This window comes from Yokenella regensburgei ATCC 49455 (assembly GCF_000735455.1).
GTDB classification, from domain to species: domain Bacteria; phylum Pseudomonadota; class Gammaproteobacteria; order Enterobacterales; family Enterobacteriaceae; genus Yokenella; species Yokenella regensburgei.
Genome location: NZ_JMPS01000087.1, coordinates 122,047 through 138,484, shown reverse-complemented (window position 1 = coordinate 138,484; position 16,438 = coordinate 122,047). Strand labels below are relative to the sequence as shown.

The window sequence follows — 16,438 nt, the reverse complement described above, 5'->3', positions numbered from 1 at the left end:
CAACGTGCCGCGCATGACGCGGCACTGTTTTTCAGGGAAGTAAGACATTGAGATTTTTTAGTAAAACACCTGCGTCACATGCTCGCCTGAACGTTCCTGCCATTGTGCAGGTGGCGGCGCTCGCCATTATTCTTATTCGTGCTCTCGATCTGATAATGATTTTCAACCTGCTGGGCGTTCGCGGGGCCGGTGAGTTTATTCATCGCAGCGTACAGACCTGGAGCCTGACGCTGGTGTTTCTCTCAAGCCTGGTGCTGGTGTTCGTTGAGATCTGGTGTGCTTTCTCGCTGATTAAGGGACGCAACTGGGCGCGCTGGATCTACCTGATGACCCAGGTGATAGCCGCGGGTTATCTGTGGGCCGCCTCACTTGGCTATGGTTATCCTGAGCTGTTCAGCATTGCCGGAGGCTCAAAGCGGGAAATCCTGCGCTCGCTGATGATGCAGAAATTACCCGATATGCTGGTGCTGTTCCTGCTTTTCGTGCCCGCCGCCAGCCGACGGTTTTTCCGACTGCAATAACGGTGATACAATCCCCGCCCCTGGAATTTTGAAGGTTTTTGTATGCAGTGCGCACTCTATGACGCCGACCGCTGTCGCTCCTGTCAGTGGATAACCCGACCGGTCAGCGACCAACTCTCCGCCAAAATGGACGATTTACGCCAGCTGCTGGCGGGGATGCCCGTAGGTGAGTGGTGCGCGCCCGTCAGTGGCCCGGAACAGGGGTTTCGCAACAAAGCCAAAATGGTGGTCAGCGGCAGCGTTGAAAAACCGCTGCTCGGCATGCTGCATCGTGACGGTACGCCGGAAGATTTAACCGACTGCCCGCTGTACCCGGACTCGTTCGCACCGGTATTTGCCGTCCTGAAGCCGTTTATCGCCCGCGCCGGGTTAACGCCCTACAGCGTGGCGCGCAAGCGCGGTGAGCTTAAATATGTGTTACTCACTGAAAGCCAGCGCGACGGCGGCATGATGCTGCGCTTTGTCCTGCGCTCGCACAGTAAAATAGCACAGCTGCGTGCGGCACTCCCCTGGCTGCAGGCACAGCTGCCGCAGCTAAAAGTCATCACTGCCAATATTCAGCCGGTACATATGGCAATTATGGAAGGCGAAGAGGAAATCTACTTCACCGGGCAGCAGGCGCTGGGGGAAACCTTAAACGACGTCCCGCTGTGGATCCGCCCGCAAAGCTTCTTCCAGACCAACCCGACGGTTGCCGCACGTTTGTACGCCACCGCACGGGAGTGGGTGCGTGGCTTGCCGGTTCAGCATATGTGGGATTTATTCTGCGGTGTGGGGGGCTTTGGCCTGCACTGCGCTACGCCCGAGATGAAGCTCACCGGCATAGAGATAGCCCCGGAGGCGATTGCCTGCGCGAAGCAGTCTGCCGCCGGGCTGGGTTTGACTAATCTGCATTTTCAGGCGCTGGATTCGACTCAGTTTGCGACCGGGCAGGGCGAGGTACCGGAACTGGTGCTGGTTAACCCGCCGCGTCGCGGGATTGGCAAAGCGCTGTGCGATTATCTGAGCGAAATGGCGCCGCCGTATATTATCTATTCCAGCTGCAACGCGCAGACGATGGCGAAAGATATCGCCCATTTACCGGGCTACCGCGTTGAACGCGTTCAACTGTTCGATCTGTTCCCCCATACCGCTCATTATGAAGTGTTGACGCTGCTTATCAGGCGCTGAATCCGGGGAGAGATGCCTCTCTCCCCCGACATTTGATGGCAATTAGTTGCTCATGGCGTCTTTCTTGCCTATCTCATCCTTCTTCATGCCCTCTTTTTTCATTTCGTCCTTCTTCATATTGTCCATTTTGCCCATGTGGTCCTTTTTCATCCCCTCTTTGCACATCTTGTCTTTGCACATGCTGTCGTGGGGTTTCGCCATATTATCTTTGCTCATATTGTCGGCAGCCTGAACGTTAGCCATCAGCAGAGCAGAGAGAGCAGCAGCGGCGATCATCATCTTTTTCATGGTATTTCCTCGTTACTTTTTTTGGGGGGTTAACTGCCACCAAACCAGTTGTAACCCTGATCTTCCCAGTAACCGCCCGGGAAACGATTGGTGACTTCAATAGAGAGAACGTGTTTTGGGTTTTTGTACCCCAGTTTGGTTGGGATACGGATTTTCATTGGAAAACCGTATTTCGCAGGCAGGATCTGGTTGTCCCAGGTCAGGGCCAGCAGAGTCTGCGGGTGCAGCGCGGTGGCCATATCGATACTGGTGTAGTACCCGTCGGCACAGTGAAAACTGACGTACTTCGCGTGAAGATCGGCGCCAATCAGCGTCAGAAAATGGCCGAACGGAACGCCGCCCCACTTGCCAATTGCGCTCCAGCCTTCCACGCAGATATGGCGGGTTATCTGGCTCACCTGCTGCATGCGATACAGCTCCGGCAACGTCCAGCGATGGGTATCCCGCACCAGCCCCCGGACCTCCAGGGCGTAATGCTCGCCATCTATCTGCGGAATATCCTCCGGGCCGTAAAAGGCGTTGAACGGAAATGGACGGGTAATGTCCGCCGCGCTGTATTCCGGGGCTAAGTGGCGGTCGCTCAGGAGAAACCCCTGAACCCGGTCGTTAAAGCGCGACATGCGTGACAACACCTTTTCGACATCCTCGTTATCGCTGATATCGCAGCCGGTGAGCAGCATAATGCCACCCAGCGTCAGGCCCTGGCGTAACAGGCGGCGACGCGCAGGGTTTAGTGTTTTCTCAGCCTCCTTCAGGAGGTAAGTTTTATCGCTGTGAGAGAGAAAGGTCGGCTTTTTCATCAGTTATCCTTAGCGTCCGCGAAACATCGCCAGCAGCGTGCGCGGCACCAGCAGCACCATCACGAGGTGCACGACGATGAACAGCACAATGGCGCTCATGCAGAAGAAATGGATGTAGCGTGCGGCTTCGTAACCGCCCAGAAGCGTGCGCAGCAGGGGGAATTGCACCGACTTCCATAGCACCAGACCAGAGAGCAACTGCCCGACGCCGAGCAGAATCACCCCCAGGTAAGCGATTTTCTGCACCATGTTGTATTGAGAAAGATTGTTATGGGTGAGCCTGCCACGCAGCGCCTGCACAACATCGTTGAACAGCGCCCGCAGGGAGAGCGGCAGAAATTTATGCCGAAAGCGGCCGCTGACTACGCCGAGCAGAAGATAGACCGCGCCGTTGATGCCCCACACCCACATCATGGCGAAATGCCACTGCAGGGCACCGCCCAGCCACCCGCCCAGGGTCAGCGAGGCAGGAAATGAAAAATCGAACAGCGGAGAAGCGTTGTAGATGCGCCAGCCGCTGAACAACATGCCGGCAAGGGCGATGGCATTAACCCAGTGACAGCAGCGCAGCCAGAGGGGATGGACAGTTTCACTATGGGGGGCGTTCATCAACGTTTCTCCGTGTTTCACTGATTCAGAGCATGGCGCAGAAACGGTCCCCACTTCCTCACAGAAGTTTAAATAAAATGTGATAACTTGCCGCGCCATGCTGGGTTACTCTTGGTAGTAAAGACATGGCGGGTGAAAGACGATGAGCAACGCGAAAAAAATTCTGCTGGTGGAAGACGATGGCGATATCGCCACGCTGCTGCGGCTCAATCTGCAGGATGAAGGCTACCAGATAGTGCATGAAGCTGACGGCGTGCAGGCGCTGGTTCAGCTGGAGAAACACGTCTGGGACGCGGTGATCCTCGATTTGATGCTGCCCGGCGTTGACGGGCTGGAAATTTGCCGCCGTATTCGCCAGATGACCCGCTATCTACCGGTGATCATTATCAGCGCCCGCACCAGCGAAACGCACCGGGTGCTGGGCCTTGAAATGGGCGCTGACGATTACCTGCCAAAACCGTTCTCCGTTCTGGAGCTGATTGCCCGGGTGAAGGCGCTGTTTCGTCGCCAGGAGGCAATGGGACAAAACATCCGTATGGAGGGGGGGATGATTGCCTGCCACGGGCTGGAAATCGACCCACTGGCGCGGGAAGTACGCCTGCGCGGCGAACTTATTGAACTCACGCCAAGGGAGTTCGATCTGCTTTACTGGTTTGCCCGCCATCCCGGAGAAGTATTCTCTCGTCTGTCGCTGCTTGACCGCGTCTGGGGCTACCAGCATGAAGGCTATGAGCACACCGTTAACACCCATATCAATCGTCTGCGAACCAAGATAGAACACGATCCCGCAGAACCTGAAATCATCCTGACCGTATGGGGCAAAGGCTACAAATTTGCCAGTCAGTCGGCGGAGCACAAATCATGATCCGCCGGTTAAGCCTCAGCCAGCGGCTGACGCTGGTATTTACCGCGGTACTGCTGCTTTGCGCGGTAGCCGCCTGCGGGGTGCAGCTCTACAGCAGCAATCAGTACGGCAACGCGATGGTGCAACGGCTGTCGGCGGGGCTGGCGCAGCAAATTGTGAAGAGCGAACCTTTGCTGGATAGCGAAGGGAAGGTCAACCGTGCGGCGCTGAAAACGCTCTTTGATCGCTTAATGACTCTCAACCCCAGCGTTGAGCTGTACCTGGTCTCGCCGCAGGGCGATCTGCTTGCCGATGCGGCTCCGGCGGGGCATATCAAACGCCAGCAGATCAACATCGCGCCGTTACAAACCGTGCTCAACACTACGCAAAGGCCGGTATATGGCGACGATCCGCGCAGTGTCGATCGAGAAAAAGTCTTCAGCGTTGCGCCTATCCGCCTCAACGGTGAGCTGCAGGGCTACCTGTATATCATCCTGCAGGGGGAGGAGCTGAACGCGCTGGCGGAAACCGCCTGGCAGCAAACGTTCTGGAATACGGTGATGTGGACACTGCTGCTGGTGGCGATTTTTGGCGTACTGACCGGGCTTCTGCTGTGGTACTGGGTGACCCGCCCGGTGAAAAGGCTAACCGCGCAAGTGGGGGGGCTCGATCAGGACAGCATCAGCACGATCAAACGCCTGGCGACGCTTGAGCCGGAGCGTCATCCGGCGAACGAAGTGGCGCTGCTGCGCAATGCGTTTATCGAACTGGCGCAGCAGGTGGTGCAGCAGTGGGATCAGCTGGCCGACAGCGATCGCCAGCGCCGCGAATTTGTTGCCAACATCTCACATGATTTACGCACGCCGCTCACTTCGCTGCTGGGGTATCTGGAAACGCTATCGGTGAAAGCCGGAAACCTGACGGCGGAAGAGTCGAAGCAGTATCTGAATATCGCTCTGCGCCAGGGGAATAAGGTTCGCCATCTGTCGCAGCAGCTGTTTGAGCTGGCGCGTCTTGAACACGGTGGCATCAAGCCCCAGCGTGAAACATTTTCCATGGCTGAGCTGGTGCAGGATGTGGCGCAAAAGTTTGATCTCGCAATAGAAACGCGTCAGTTGACCATCAACATAGATCTACCGCGCGGCCTGCCGCAGGTGTTCGCCGATCTGTCGATGATGGAACGGGTGTTGACCAACCTGCTGGACAACGCGGTTCGTCATACCCCAAGAGGGGGCAACATCACGCTTCGTACCCGCGTGGAAGGCAACAACGTGGTCGTGGAGGTGCAGGACAACGGGCCGGGGATCCCGGGAGAACTGCGAGCCTCGCTGTTTGAGCGCCCGTCCGTACTGCAGCAGCAAAAAACCGGGGAATCCCGTGGTGGTCTGGGGTTGATGATTGTCCGCCGGATGCTGCAGCTGCACGGCGGCGACATTCGTCTTCTGGAAGGAAATTCAGGAGCCTGTTTCCAGTTTTCGTTGCCGCTGTAAGGCGGCAACCAATATATAGTTATTATTAATTCGATTCATTCATACTGTATTTATATATATAAATATTATTCTTATACCCCCTATTATTTACTCCATTTATTTTCCTTCCGTTTTTTGCATATCCAATCACAAATAATCAAATTTAATCTTTATGTGATTGGATTTGATCTTTATGGTGTCGATAGATAATTGCTTAAGGAGGAAGCGACAAAGAAAATTACGCATAGTGTTATTACCTTTGCTATTTATGCTTTTAATTATTCCATGCATGGCTCATCGGAAAATAAACTCATGGAGGGTGGGTAAGGGGATGTTTGCTCAATTTATTGGTGTATTACAATCTTTTCTAACAGAACCAGCTATTCTTATCGGCCTGCTGGTTGGTATAGGCTACATACTTGATAAAAAGCCCGCGATAAAAGTCGTGACCGGTATGGTCAGCGCGATGGTAGGCTTAATGATGGTACTGTTTGGCGGGATGCAGTTTTCCGCCACCTTTAAACCCGTTGCGGAAGCAGTGAGTAAAGCTTATGGGGTTCACGGTTATTTGATGGATTCCTACGCGATGAAAGCGGCGACGCAGATTGCGCTGGGTGATAATTTCGGTTTTGTCGGGTATGTTTTCGTACTTGCTTTTTTTACTAACCTGATATTGGTACTACTGGGAAAATATACCGGAGCGAAGGGCATATTCCTGACGGGAAATACCGGTGTTTCACACTCCCAGGCCGTATTATGGCTGATTGTCTTCTGGCTGGGGTTGGGGTGGGTACCTTCAATTATTATTGCCGGGCTTCTGACCGGACTATTCTGGGCATTCGCGACCACGCTCATCGTAAAACCGATTGCTAAAATTACGAATAATGCCGGATTCACCATCGCTCATAACCAGATGCTCGGGCTATGGTTTTTCTCTAAATTTGCCCACAAGTTTGGTGACCCTGAAAAGCACGACGCCGAGAACCTGAAACTGCCTGGGTGGCTGGCTATTTTCAACCATAACGTGACCTCCATTGCTATCGTCATGACGTTGTTTGTCGGGGGATTCCTGTTGGCAACGGGCATCGATAACGTCCAGCTGATGGCCAAAAACAAACCGTGGTTTATCTACATTATTAACCTCGGCCTGCAATTTTCTATGTATATGGTCATCCTGTTACAGGGGGTGAGAATGATGGTCGGGGAAATCAACGGCTCATTCAAAGGATGGCAGGATCGTCTTATCCCTGATGCTATTCCGGCGGTCGATGTTGCTGCATTGCTCCCATTCTCGCCGAATGCGGCAACGTTAGGTTTTATATTCTGTACATTTGGCACGATATTCTCTATGGGAATTTTATTACTCATTCATAGCCCCATTATGGTACTGCCTGGTTTCGTGCCGTTATTTTTCTCCGGAGGGCCAATTGGCGTTTTAGCCAATAGATTAGGGGGGTATCGTTCGGTCATTATTTGCACCTTCGTGCTTGGAATTATTCAGACCTTTGGCACCGTCTGGGCTATCCCGCTCACCGGGCTTGCGAAAGAAGGTGTTGGCTGGACAGGCATCTTCGACTGGGCAACATTGTGGCCCGCGATTTGTGAAGTCCTGAAATTGATCGCTTCCACATTACATCTGGGTCCGTACGCAATGTGATTATATTAAATGAGGGATGTAAAAATGAAAACCAAAGTGAATATTCTGTTCGTCTGTGGCTACGGTGTAGGTAGTAGCGTTATGTTGCAATCTGTTGTCCAGAAAGCGTTGAAAAAATACAGCTTCGAGTTTGAGATGGAACATACCGCGGCAGGTGAGGTGGGGGGCTTTACCGGCTGGGCCGATATTTATGCTATTTCTAAAAAGCTGATTGATGTTGTCAGTCTGGATGCCGGTCATGGTCAGTATCTTATCCCAATCGAAAATATTATGGATGGCGAAACGATTGGCCGCCAGATCAATGAAGTCGTAGAGGCGCACTTCCCGGAAATTATCTCCAGAACCTAAAGGTTACGGCATGAAAGCTATTATTGTTCTGTTTGATAGTCTGAATAAGCGCTATCTGCCGCCGTATGGAGATATTCTCACGAAGGCGCCGAATTTTCAGCGTCTGGCCGAGCATAGCGTTCGGTTTGAAAATAGCTACGTCGGCAGTATGCCATGTATGCCTGCGCGGCGTGAACTGCATACCGGGCGCTACAATTTTTTACATCGGGAATGGGGCCCGCTGGAGCCCTATGATGACTCGATGCCGGAGCTTTTAAAGAAAGCGGGTGTGTACACTCACCTGATTAGCGACCACCTGCACTACTGGGAAGATGGTGGAGGGAATTATCATACTCGCTATAGTTCGTGGGAAATTATCCGGGGTCAGGAGGGCGATCACTGGAAGGGAAGCGTGGGCGAGCCACATATCCCCCCTGTGCTTAGCGTCCCGCAAAAGCAGACCGGTGGCGGCGTATCGGCATTATGGCGGCACGACTGGGTGAACCGGGAGTATATTCAGCAGGAAGCTGATTTCCCGCAAAGCCAGGTTTTTCAGGCGGGTTGTGAATTTATTAATAAGAACAGCTTGCAGGACAACTGGTTGCTGCAAATTGAAACTTTTGACCCCCATGAGCCGTTCTTTACCACCGAGGATTATCTGGCGCTGTATGAGGATACATGGCAGGGGCCGCACTACGACTGGCCGCGCGGCAAAGTCATGGAATCTGAAGAGGCGGTCGAACATATTCGCTGCCGCTATCGCGCATTACTGTCGATGTGTGACCATCATCTTGGCTGTATTCTGGATCTGATGGATTCACACGATTTGTGGCGAGATACCCTGCTGATTGTGGGCACCGACCATGGTTTTCTGCTGGGAGAACATGGCTACTGGGCCAAAAATCAGATGCCTTATTACAATGAAATTGCCAATAATCCGCTGTTTATCTGGGATCCGCGCAGTGCGATGCGTAACGAGCCGCGGCAGTCTCTGGTTCAGATGATTGACTGGGCGCCGACGTTGCTGGAGTTTTTCCATCAGCCGTTACCGGCAGATATGCAGGGCAAACCCTTAGGGCAGGCCATTGCGCAGGACAACCTGGTGCGCGATGCCGCGTTGTTTGGCGTATTCAGCGGGCACGTCAATGTGACGGATGGGCGATACGTCTACATGCGGGCAGCGCGTCCGGGCTATGAAGACAGCATCGCTAATTACACGCTGATGCCAGCCAAAATGAACAGCCGCTTTAGCGTGGATGAGCTGCGTGCGCTGACGCTGGCGCCGCCATTCGCTTTTACCAAAGAGCTGGAAACCCTGCGTATTCCGGCAGGGGAAAAATATCAGGGGCTAAGCCGCTTTGGCGATCTGTTGTTCGATCTTGATGCCGACCCTAACCAGCAGCACCCGCTGCATGATGCGGTCATTGAGGCGCGAATGGTGAGGCTTTTAATCCGTCTGATGAAAGAAAACGATGCTCCCGCCGAGCAGTTTGTGCGTTTGGGTCTGGAAGCATGAGAAGACGCCTGCTGAGCAGGCGTCATTTTTATTAATGAATGAGGCTGCGAAGCTGATCAACGCTCAGGATCCGCCACGCTGAGAGTGAGCGACTTGTTAAGTACCGGATGGATAGTCGAGGTTATCGATAATCCACTCCATATCTCCACTATCAATATTGAGCCCAATGATTGTGCAGCTGGAACGAGAATTAACCATCAGTTGGTTGGTTTCCGCGATATATTCCAGGCGGTTAAAGTGCACATCGTTAGTATCACTATTATAAAACACTGTCGTGCCCAAAAATTCACTGGAATAATAAAGGCCAGCGCAATGGCTGGCCTGCTGATGCAGAGGGAGGCTTATTCAGGGAACCACTGGGTGCTGATTTTCTGGTACGTGCCGTCGGCTTTAATCGCTTTCAGCGCGGCGTTCAGTTTTTCCAGCAATGCTTTGTTATCCGGACGTACCGCAATGCCTAATCCGGTGCCGAAGTACTGCGGATCGGTCACTTTCGGTGTGGCAACGCCCAGCTGCGGATTGGTTTTCAGCCATTCATTGACTACCGCGGTATCACCAAATACACCGTCTATACGACCATTTTTAAGGTCGATAATGGCGTTCTGGTAGCTGTCGTAGGCGACGGTTTTCACTTCCGGGTGCTTATCCTGCAGGTACTTCTGGTGGGTAGTACCGTTTTCCATCCCGATGCGTTTGCCTTTCAGATCGTCAAAGGTTTTATACTTATCTTTCTTCGCAATCACCACGGCCGAGTTGGCGTAGTACGGGTCGGTGAAGGTGACCTGCTTGCTACGTTCCGGGGTAATGTCCATACCGGAAATCACCGCATCATATTTCTTAAATTTCAGCGACGGGATCAGACTGTCGAACGCATGGTTGGTGAAAGTACAATCGGTCTGCATCTGTTTACACAGCGCTTTAGCGAGATCGATATCAAAACCGACGATCTGATTACTGGCATCCAGCGATTCAAACGGTGGGTAGGTAGCTGACACCCCGAAGCTGATTTTTTCTGCGGCGATAGTGCCTGTGGTGAAGGTTGCGAGCAGTGCCGCCAGCAGTATTTTTTTCATGGTGTAGCTCCCGTCTGTCAATCTTATGATGTGTTGTGCCGTCTCTCAGGCGTGGATTAACCATGCCATTTAATGAATTTGTATGCAACAAATATGGATAAATATTTTTATTTGATAATAAAAAAGGCGAACAATCAAAAAGATTGCCCGCCTTTAAAAAAGATGTTTATGCAGTATTAGTTGCGGCGTTCAAACGCCAGCGCTTTGCGTTCAACCATACGCATCAGGAGCGTCAGGAGACCGTTAACGATAAGGTAGATGACACCGGCGGCACCAAACACCATCACGTCGTAAGTTCGGCCATACTGGAGCTGGCTGTAGCCCATCACTTCCATCAGCGTGATGGTATAGGCAAGCGACGTACTCTTGAAGACCAGCACCACTTCGTTGGAGTAAGAAGAGAGCGCACGTTTGAAGGCATAAGGCAGCAGAATAGCCAGCGTGTCTTTCTTACTCATCCCCAGCGCACTGCACGACTGCCACTGTCCGTCCGGAATCGCACGGATGGCACCGTAAAACAGTTGAGTCGTGTAGGCAGCGCTGTTCAGCGACAGGGCAATCAGCGCGCATAACCACGGCTCAGAGAGCAGGTGCCACAGCACCGGATACTCCTGCAGCGACGGGAACTGGCCCGGACCGTAGTATATGAGGAAGATCTGCACCAGCAGCGGTGTACCGGTAAAGAGCGTGATATAAGCGCGAACAATCCACACCAGCACCGGCGTTTTCAGCGTCAGGATGATGGTGAAAATCAGCGCCAGGATCAGCGCAACCACAATGGAAGCCACGGTCAGCGTCAGGCTGGTATGCAGGCCTTTCAGCAGTTCAGGTAAGTAATCAAGCATCAGCCTGGTCTCCGTTCAAAGCGAGTCGCGCGCAGGTCAATGCGTTTGAGGATGTACTGGCTGAACAGGGTGATAACCAGGTAAATCGCGGCCGCCACAATGTACCAGGTAAATGGCTCCTGGGTACGGGTAGCAATGCTTTTGGTTTGCAGCATCAGATCGTTCACGCTAATCAGTGAGACCAGCGCCGTATCTTTCAGCAGTACCAGCCACTGGTTACCGAGCCCCGGCAGGGCATGGCGCCACATCTGCGGCATCACCAGACGGAAGAAAATCGCCGCTTTGGAAAGCCCCAGCGCCTGGCCAGATTCCCACTGCCCCTGGGGTACCGCTTTCAGCGCACCGCGCAGGGTCTGTGAAGCATACGCCGAGTACAGCAGCGACAGGGCGATAACCCCGCACAGGAACGGGCTGACGTCGAAGTTCTCAATCTGCATCTGTACCGGAATTTGCACGAACCCGAGGTTGATGTTGAAACCATCGGAGAGCATCAGCAACAGCTGCGAAGAGCCGAAATAGATAAACAGGACCACCAGAATTTCCGGTAGCCCGCGTAAAATCGTTACCACGGCGGAGCCTGTCCATGCGACGGGGCGCCATTTGGCTGACTCCCACACCGCAAAGAACATCGCCAGTACCAGGCCGATTATCAAAGCGCAAAGGGCAAGGCCGACGGTCATGCCGGCGGCGCTTGCTAAAGGAAACATATCGTTCATTCAGGAATTACTTCTGGAACCATTTTTTGTAGATGGTTTCGTAAGTGCCATCTTTCTTCACTTTTTCCAGGGCTGCGTCAAATTTCTGCTGCAGCTCGGTGTTGCCCTGACGCACGGCGATACCCAGACCGGTACCGAAGTAGTCTTTGTCCGTCACTTTATCGCCGACCGGGGAGAGTTTAGGATTCGCTTTCAGCCACTCGGTCACGACCGCGGTATCACCAAAGACGGCATCAATACGGCCATTCTGCAGATCCAGTTTAGCGTTCTGGTAGCTGTCGTAAGGCACGGTAGTGATTTCCGGATGTTTATCCATGATGTATTTCTGGTGCGTTGTACCGTTCTGCACGCCCACTTTCTTGCCTTTCAGCTGATCAATAGTGGTGTACTTGCCCTGCTGGCCGATAAACAGCGCAGAATTGTCGTAGTACGGCGTCGTGAACAGTACCTGCTTCTCACGCTCCGGAGTGATATCCATCCCGGCCATCACTGCATCGATGCGGCGGAATTTCAGGCTTGGGATCAGGCTGTCGAAGGACTGATTGGTGAAGGTACAGGTGGCATCAATCTCTTTACACAGCGCGTTGGCCAGATCCACGTCGAAGCCAACAATTTTATTGTTCGCGTCAATGGATTCAAACGGAGGATAAGACGCTTCGGTGGCGAAACGAATGGTCTGTGCGGCGGTAGCGGAAAGGCTGACGCTGGCGAGCAGCGCGGCAATCAGTACTTTTTTCATTGTCATTGTCCCGAAAACATCAGTGAGAAAGATAGTTTTTAAAGGCTTCGGTTTGCGGGGTTGCGAAGCAGCTGGCATCCCCTTGTTCCACAATATGACCGTTTTCCATATACACCACACGGCTGGCGGTTTTACGCGCCACTTCCACTTCATGGGTGACGATCACCTGGGTAATGTTGGTTTCCGCCAGTTCGCGAATAATGCTGACGATCTGGGCGGTGATTTCCGGGTCGAGGGCCGCGGTCGGCTCGTCGAACAGCAGAACCTGCGGTTCCATCATCAGCGCACGGGCAATGGCTACACGCTGTTGCTGGCCGCCGGAGAGATGCAGCGGGTAACGATCGCTGTAAGGTTTAAGGCGCAGACGTTCCAGAAGCTTATCAGCACGCGCCAGCGCCTGATCTTTACTCAGGCCCAGCACGCGGCAGGGTGCTTCAATCAGGTTTTGCAAAACGGTGAGGTGCGGCCACAGGTTGTACTGTTGAAAGACCATGCCAACGTTCTGGCGCAGATCGCGAATCGCTTTGTCCGATGGCGCTTTAGCAAAATCAAAATGATTACCGGCGATAGAAAGCGTTCCGGAACGCGGCATTTCCAGCAGATTCAGTACGCGCAGCAGAGAGCTTTTCCCGGCGCCGCTTGGGCCAAGCAGAACCAAAGTCTCGCCCTGCGGGCAATCAAGCGTAATGTCGAACAGCGCCTGGTGCGCGCCGTAGAAGCAGTTAATGCCGTTTAGTTTAATGCTCATCGATACTCTTCGTACTTCACTGAAAAGGCAGATATTGAGGTGGCAAATAGTAACGTTCACAGAATAGTTATGCAATATTTATGCGTTAAAACTTAAATATAAACCACATTCTTTATTAAACTTAGCACAAAATAGCGACTGCGAGGGGGGAGGGGAACAAATGTCGGCATTCCTCGCAGAATGCCAGACATTTTACCGGGGTTATCGTTTCAGCGCCCCGATGCTGTGGGATAATCAGCGGTTTTCCAGCGACTGGCGCAGCGTGCCTGCCGGGGCGTGGGAGTTGATGCCAAGGTAGCGCACATCGTCAACGGCCCAGCACTGGCCTTCACGGATCATCAGCACCTCATCCTGCCAGCTCTGGCTACCCTGTTTCAGGTCAACACGCAGCGGGATATTGCGCGCATCGGTATTCGGTATCGTGGAGGCGCTGGCGACTGAAGCGCTATCCGGCACGGTGCTCTGGCTGGAGAAAGGATCAGACTGCAGCAGCGCGCGGTTAGCGTTGTCGCGGCTGGCATCATTCAGCAGTTTCGCTAGTCCGTCGCTCAGGTACGGTCGCAGTGCGGTCAGATCGTTATTTTTATGCTGAATGCGGTAGTCATAAAAGTTCTGTGCCACAGTATCCGGGCCACCATCCACGCAAGGACCGCTACGGGTACCAATATCCTTGAAGGCTGGGGTAACGGTGGTGCAGGCGCTGAGCAGAAGCGCACAGGGAACTAACAGGGCTGCAATGGAGTAGCGCATGGTGATTTCCTTATAAACGGACTACGGTATTAGTGTTTTCAAGCATAGCGTATCGGTACAATGTTGTGTTTGATTAACAGAGCTAAGGTATTGAAGGAGAAATAGTATGCAATTTTCTACTACCCCAACGCTGGAAGGCCAGACCATTGTCGAGTACTGCGGCGTGGTGACCGGCGAGGCGATTATGGGCGCCAATATCTTCCGCGATTTTTTCGCCGGGATCCGCGATATCGTCGGCGGTCGCTCCGGCGCTTATGAGAAAGAATTGCGTAAAGCGCGTGAAATCGCTTTCCAGGAAATGGGCGAAGAGGCGAAAGCGCTGGGCGCGGATGCGATAGTCGGTATTGATATCGACTACGAAACGGTGGGCAAAGATGCCAGTATGCTGATGGTCAGCGTCAGCGGTACGGCGGTGAAAACTCGCCGATGAAACGCCTGCTGATCCTGCTTGCGCTGCTGCTTGCCGGTTGTGCAAACCAGACCGGAATTATCGATAAGGACGGGTATCAGCTGGATACCCATCATCCCGCGCAGAACGCGTACCCGCGGGTGAAGGTGCTGGTTATCCACTATACGGCAGATGATTTTGATGTGTCGCTGGCAACGCTTACCGATAAGCACGTCAGCGCGCATTACCTGATCCCGGAGATCCCCCCGCGTTTTAACGGCAAACCGCGAATCTGGCAGCTGGTGCCGGAAAATAAGCTTGCCTGGCATGCGGGGATCAGCTACTGGCGCGGCGCGACCCGGATTAATGATACCTCGATAGGCATTGAGCTGGAGAACCGCGGCTGGCAGAAGACCGCCGGGGTGAAGCGTTTTACTCCGTTTGCTCCGGCGCAGATAGCTGCGCTTATCCCGCTGGCGAAAGACATTATCGCTCGCTACCAGATTGAACCGCAGAACGTGGTAGCACATGCCGATGTCGCCCCGCAGCGCAAAGACGATCCCGGGCCGCTGTTCCCATGGCAGCAGCTGGCGAAGCTTGGGATTGGTGCCTGGCCGAACGCCGACCGGGTAGCGTTTTACCTTGCCGGACGCGCGCCCTCCGCGCCGGTGGATACCGCCTCGGTGCTCGATCTGCTCTCCCGCTATGGCTATGAAGTGACGCCAGGGATGAGTGAAGCCCAGCAGAAACGGGTGATCATGGCATTCCAGATGCACTTCCGCCCGACGCGCTGGGATGGTATCGCCGACGCCGAAACGCAGGCCATCGCCGAAGCGCTGCTCGAGAAGTATGGGCAGGGCTGAGTTCCCGAAGATAGCGTTGCCGGGTACGCTTCACATACCCGGCCTGGCATGCTGCAGGTCCGTGCAATAGCAGGCAGGCTTCTCAGCGATGCAGTTTACCGTGGTCGCGTAGCCAGGCGGCGGTACGCACAATCCCTTCATCGACGGATACCACCGGCTGATAGCCGAGCTCTTCCTGGGCGCGAGTGATATCGAGGGTGAAATCAAAGTTCAGCTTCGAGACTCCGTAATGAGTAAACGCCGGTTCCCGGGCCGATTTATTGCCAAAGCGCTCCATGCTGCGGGCGACCATGTCGAGCATCGGGTAGGGCACGGAGCGAATACGGCATTTGATATCCAGCTCGTCGATGAGCTTTTGCACAATACTGCTCAGGCTGCGATGCTCACCGTTGGTGATGTTGTATGCCCGGCCGGAAGGTAGCGCGTCGCACTGCGGCTGGCTTGCGAGCCACATCGCGTGGACCGCGTTTTCGTAGTAGGTCATATCGACGGTTGCCGCGCCGCCGCGTGGCAGCAGCACGCTGCCGTAGTGGTGCATCATCTGCGCCAGGCGGGGAATAAAGACCTTATCGTGCGGCCCGAACAGGCTTTGCGGGCGCAGGATGGTAAAACGGGTATTGGGGTTCGCCTGTGCCAGCAGGGCGATAACCTCTTCACCGGCGGCTTTGCTGCGCGCAAATTCGTTGGCAAAGCGCCGTGGGCGAAAGTCTTCCTGAATATCGCGACGATGGTGATAATCAAAGTAGAGCGATGGCGACGAGATATGAATAAAGTTGCGCACGCCCCAGGCAACGGACCATTCACCCAGACGGCGGGTGGCGCGCACGTTGGCGAGGTCGAACGCCTGCTGGGTGCCCCACGGGGAGGTAAAACTGGAGCAGTGCCACAGGGTATCTACGCCCGCCAGCATCATTTTGGCCTGGGAGGAGACCAGTTCGGTCAGGTCGGCATGTATAAATTCCGCGCCCATTTTGGTCAAGAGTTTGCCCATCGCTTCGTTGCGACCGGTTGCTCTTACGCTAATGCCTTTGTTGCGCAGGTATTCCACCGCATTGCGGCCTAAACCGCTGGTGGCGCCGGTGACCAGAACCTTCATATCTGTCCGTTGTTTTTGA

At 53.9% G+C, this 16,438-nt stretch carries 20 protein-coding genes; 9 read left to right on the top strand and 11 right to left on the bottom strand.

Annotated elements, in window-relative coordinates:
• Nucleotides 1-47: 47 nt before the first annotated feature.
• Together GYRE_RS22450 and rlmC are read left to right on the top strand one after the other, a co-directional pair.
• Nucleotides 48-521 (top strand): YbjO family protein, encoded by a 474-nt coding sequence (locus GYRE_RS22450; RefSeq protein ID WP_038258686.1) that lies wholly within the window; start codon nt 48-50, stop codon nt 519-521.
• A gap of 42 nt (nt 522-563) precedes the next feature.
• Nucleotides 564-1,691, top strand: a complete 1,128-nt coding sequence (rlmC, locus tag GYRE_RS22445) for a 23S rRNA (uracil(747)-C(5))-methyltransferase RlmC (protein WP_038258683.1) — start codon at nt 564-566, stop codon at nt 1,689-1,691.
• Between the two features lie 42 nt (nt 1,692-1,733).
• Here rlmC and GYRE_RS22440 read toward each other — a convergent pair whose 3' ends face one another.
• The 3 genes from GYRE_RS22440 to GYRE_RS22430 are packed head-to-tail and all read right to left on the bottom strand — an operon-like array spanning nt 1,734 to nt 3,388.
• The gene (locus tag GYRE_RS22440) at nt 1,734-1,979 is read right to left on the bottom strand and encodes a pentapeptide MXKDX repeat protein (RefSeq protein ID WP_038258680.1); all 246 of its coding nucleotides are present in this window, start codon (nt 1,977-1,979) and stop codon (nt 1,734-1,736) included.
• 29 nt (nt 1,980-2,008) lie between these two features.
• Nucleotides 2,009-2,779 carry a molybdopterin-dependent oxidoreductase gene (locus GYRE_RS22435; RefSeq protein WP_006819256.1) on the bottom strand — a complete coding sequence of 257 codons (771 nt, stop codon included), beginning with the start codon at nt 2,777-2,779 and terminating at the stop codon, nt 2,009-2,011.
• A 9-nt stretch (nt 2,780-2,788) separates the two neighbouring features.
• A complete protein-coding gene (locus GYRE_RS22430; RefSeq protein WP_038258677.1) occupies nt 2,789-3,388 on the bottom strand; it encodes a cytochrome b/b6 domain-containing protein in 600 nt (199 codons plus the stop codon).
• A 142-nt stretch (nt 3,389-3,530) separates the two neighbouring features.
• Here GYRE_RS22430 and GYRE_RS22425 point away from each other — a divergent pair, with 142 nt between their 5' ends.
• From GYRE_RS22425 to GYRE_RS22405, 5 genes are all read left to right on the top strand, one after another.
• Nucleotides 3,531-4,253: a response regulator transcription factor gene (locus GYRE_RS22425; RefSeq protein WP_006819258.1), complete on the top strand. Its 723-nt coding sequence runs from the start codon at nt 3,531-3,533 to the stop codon at nt 4,251-4,253.
• Nucleotides 4,250-5,722, top strand: a complete 1,473-nt coding sequence (locus tag GYRE_RS22420) for a sensor histidine kinase (protein ID WP_006819259.1) — start codon at nt 4,250-4,252, stop codon at nt 5,720-5,722. The genes GYRE_RS22425 and GYRE_RS22420 overlap by 4 nt, the downstream gene beginning before the upstream one ends.
• Nucleotides 5,723-6,032: 310 nt before the next feature.
• A complete protein-coding gene (locus tag GYRE_RS22415) occupies nt 6,033-7,358 on the top strand; it encodes a PTS sugar transporter subunit IIC (RefSeq protein WP_038258673.1) in 1,326 nt (441 codons plus the stop codon).
• 24 nt (nt 7,359-7,382) lie between these two features.
• Nucleotides 7,383-7,706, top strand: coding sequence for a PTS sugar transporter subunit IIB (locus GYRE_RS22410; RefSeq protein WP_038258670.1), 324 nt, complete (start codon nt 7,383-7,385; stop codon nt 7,704-7,706).
• A gap of 10 nt (nt 7,707-7,716) precedes the next feature.
• Nucleotides 7,717-9,201, top strand: a complete 1,485-nt coding sequence (locus GYRE_RS22405) for a sulfatase (protein ID WP_038258667.1) — start codon at nt 7,717-7,719, stop codon at nt 9,199-9,201.
• A 96-nt stretch (nt 9,202-9,297) separates the two neighbouring features.
• Here the strand turns inward: GYRE_RS22405 and GYRE_RS25385 are convergent, their stop codons facing one another.
• From GYRE_RS25385 to GYRE_RS22375, 7 genes are all read right to left on the bottom strand, one after another.
• Nucleotides 9,298-9,483, bottom strand: a complete 186-nt coding sequence (locus GYRE_RS25385) for a hypothetical protein (protein ID WP_373896509.1) — start codon at nt 9,481-9,483, stop codon at nt 9,298-9,300.
• Nucleotides 9,484-9,542: 59 nt separating this feature from the next.
• On the bottom strand, nt 9,543-10,274 hold the full coding sequence (gene artJ, locus GYRE_RS22400) for an arginine ABC transporter substrate-binding protein ArtJ (protein WP_038258664.1): 732 nt from the start codon (nt 10,272-10,274) through the stop codon (nt 9,543-9,545).
• 176 nt (nt 10,275-10,450) lie between these two features.
• Entirely contained in the window at nt 10,451-11,119 is a 669-nt protein-coding gene (gene artM / locus GYRE_RS22395; protein ID WP_006819264.1) for an arginine ABC transporter permease ArtM, read from the bottom strand.
• Nucleotides 11,119-11,835: an arginine ABC transporter permease ArtQ gene (gene artQ, locus GYRE_RS22390; RefSeq protein ID WP_006819265.1), complete on the bottom strand. Its 717-nt coding sequence runs from the start codon at nt 11,833-11,835 to the stop codon at nt 11,119-11,121. Before artQ ends, artM begins: the two co-directional genes overlap by 1 nt.
• Nucleotides 11,836-11,842: 7 nt before the next feature.
• On the bottom strand, nt 11,843-12,574 hold the full coding sequence (gene artI / locus GYRE_RS22385) for an arginine ABC transporter substrate-binding protein ArtI (RefSeq protein ID WP_038258661.1): 732 nt from the start codon (nt 12,572-12,574) through the stop codon (nt 11,843-11,845).
• Between the two features lie 19 nt (nt 12,575-12,593).
• Nucleotides 12,594-13,322 (bottom strand): arginine ABC transporter ATP-binding protein ArtP, encoded by a 729-nt coding sequence (artP, locus tag GYRE_RS22380; protein WP_006819267.1) that lies wholly within the window; start codon nt 13,320-13,322, stop codon nt 12,594-12,596.
• 234 nt (nt 13,323-13,556) lie between these two features.
• Complete coding sequence (locus GYRE_RS22375) at nt 13,557-14,072, bottom strand: lipoprotein (protein WP_006819268.1); 516 nt, start codon at nt 14,070-14,072, stop codon at nt 13,557-13,559.
• A gap of 106 nt (nt 14,073-14,178) precedes the next feature.
• Between GYRE_RS22375 and GYRE_RS22370 the strand changes: the two genes are divergently transcribed.
• A complete protein-coding gene (locus tag GYRE_RS22370) occupies nt 14,179-14,502 on the top strand; it encodes a heavy metal-binding domain-containing protein (RefSeq protein WP_006819269.1) in 324 nt (107 codons plus the stop codon).
• Nucleotides 14,499-15,323, top strand: coding sequence for an N-acetylmuramoyl-L-alanine amidase (locus GYRE_RS22365; protein ID WP_038258658.1), 825 nt, complete (start codon nt 14,499-14,501; stop codon nt 15,321-15,323). Before GYRE_RS22370 ends, GYRE_RS22365 begins: the two co-directional genes overlap by 4 nt.
• Nucleotides 15,324-15,405: 82 nt before the next feature.
• Here GYRE_RS22365 and GYRE_RS22360 read toward each other — a convergent pair whose 3' ends face one another.
• Complete coding sequence (locus tag GYRE_RS22360) at nt 15,406-16,419, bottom strand: NAD-dependent epimerase/dehydratase family protein (protein ID WP_038258655.1); 1,014 nt, start codon at nt 16,417-16,419, stop codon at nt 15,406-15,408.
• Between the last annotated feature and the right edge of the window lie 19 nt (nt 16,420-16,438).

What these genes read in the sequence shown, in the direction of transcription:
- rlmC (WP_038258683.1), top strand. Translation starts at nt 564, where the DNA reads ATGCAGTGCGCACTCTATGACGCCGACCGCTGTCGCTCCTGTCAGTGG.
- GYRE_RS22440 (WP_038258680.1), bottom strand. Translation starts at nt 1,979, where the DNA reads ATGAAAAAGATGATGATCGCCGCTGCTGCTCTCTCTGCTCTGCTGATG.
- GYRE_RS22435 (WP_006819256.1), bottom strand. Translation starts at nt 2,779, where the DNA reads ATGAAAAAGCCGACCTTTCTCTCTCACAGCGATAAAACTTACCTCCTG.
- GYRE_RS22430 (WP_038258677.1), bottom strand. Translation starts at nt 3,388, where the DNA reads ATGAACGCCCCCCATAGTGAAACTGTCCATCCCCTCTGGCTGCGCTGC.
- GYRE_RS22425 (WP_006819258.1), top strand. Translation starts at nt 3,531, where the DNA reads ATGAGCAACGCGAAAAAAATTCTGCTGGTGGAAGACGATGGCGATATC.
- GYRE_RS22420 (WP_006819259.1), top strand. Translation starts at nt 4,250, where the DNA reads ATGATCCGCCGGTTAAGCCTCAGCCAGCGGCTGACGCTGGTATTTACC.
- GYRE_RS22415 (WP_038258673.1), top strand. Translation starts at nt 6,033, where the DNA reads ATGTTTGCTCAATTTATTGGTGTATTACAATCTTTTCTAACAGAACCA.
- GYRE_RS22410 (WP_038258670.1), top strand. Translation starts at nt 7,383, where the DNA reads ATGAAAACCAAAGTGAATATTCTGTTCGTCTGTGGCTACGGTGTAGGT.
- GYRE_RS22405 (WP_038258667.1), top strand. Translation starts at nt 7,717, where the DNA reads ATGAAAGCTATTATTGTTCTGTTTGATAGTCTGAATAAGCGCTATCTG.
- artJ (WP_038258664.1), bottom strand. Translation starts at nt 10,274, where the DNA reads ATGAAAAAAATACTGCTGGCGGCACTGCTCGCAACCTTCACCACAGGC.
- artM (WP_006819264.1), bottom strand. Translation starts at nt 11,119, where the DNA reads ATGCTTGATTACTTACCTGAACTGCTGAAAGGCCTGCATACCAGCCTG.
- artQ (WP_006819265.1), bottom strand. Translation starts at nt 11,835, where the DNA reads ATGAACGATATGTTTCCTTTAGCAAGCGCCGCCGGCATGACCGTCGGC.
- artI (WP_038258661.1), bottom strand. Translation starts at nt 12,574, where the DNA reads ATGAAAAAAGTACTGATTGCCGCGCTGCTCGCCAGCGTCAGCCTTTCC.
- artP (WP_006819267.1), bottom strand. Translation starts at nt 13,322, where the DNA reads ATGAGCATTAAACTAAACGGCATTAACTGCTTCTACGGCGCGCACCAG.
- GYRE_RS22375 (WP_006819268.1), bottom strand. Translation starts at nt 14,072, where the DNA reads ATGCGCTACTCCATTGCAGCCCTGTTAGTTCCCTGTGCGCTTCTGCTC.
- GYRE_RS22370 (WP_006819269.1), top strand. Translation starts at nt 14,179, where the DNA reads ATGCAATTTTCTACTACCCCAACGCTGGAAGGCCAGACCATTGTCGAG.
- GYRE_RS22365 (WP_038258658.1), top strand. Translation starts at nt 14,499, where the DNA reads ATGAAACGCCTGCTGATCCTGCTTGCGCTGCTGCTTGCCGGTTGTGCA.
- GYRE_RS22360 (WP_038258655.1), bottom strand. Translation starts at nt 16,419, where the DNA reads ATGAAGGTTCTGGTCACCGGCGCCACCAGCGGTTTAGGCCGCAATGCG.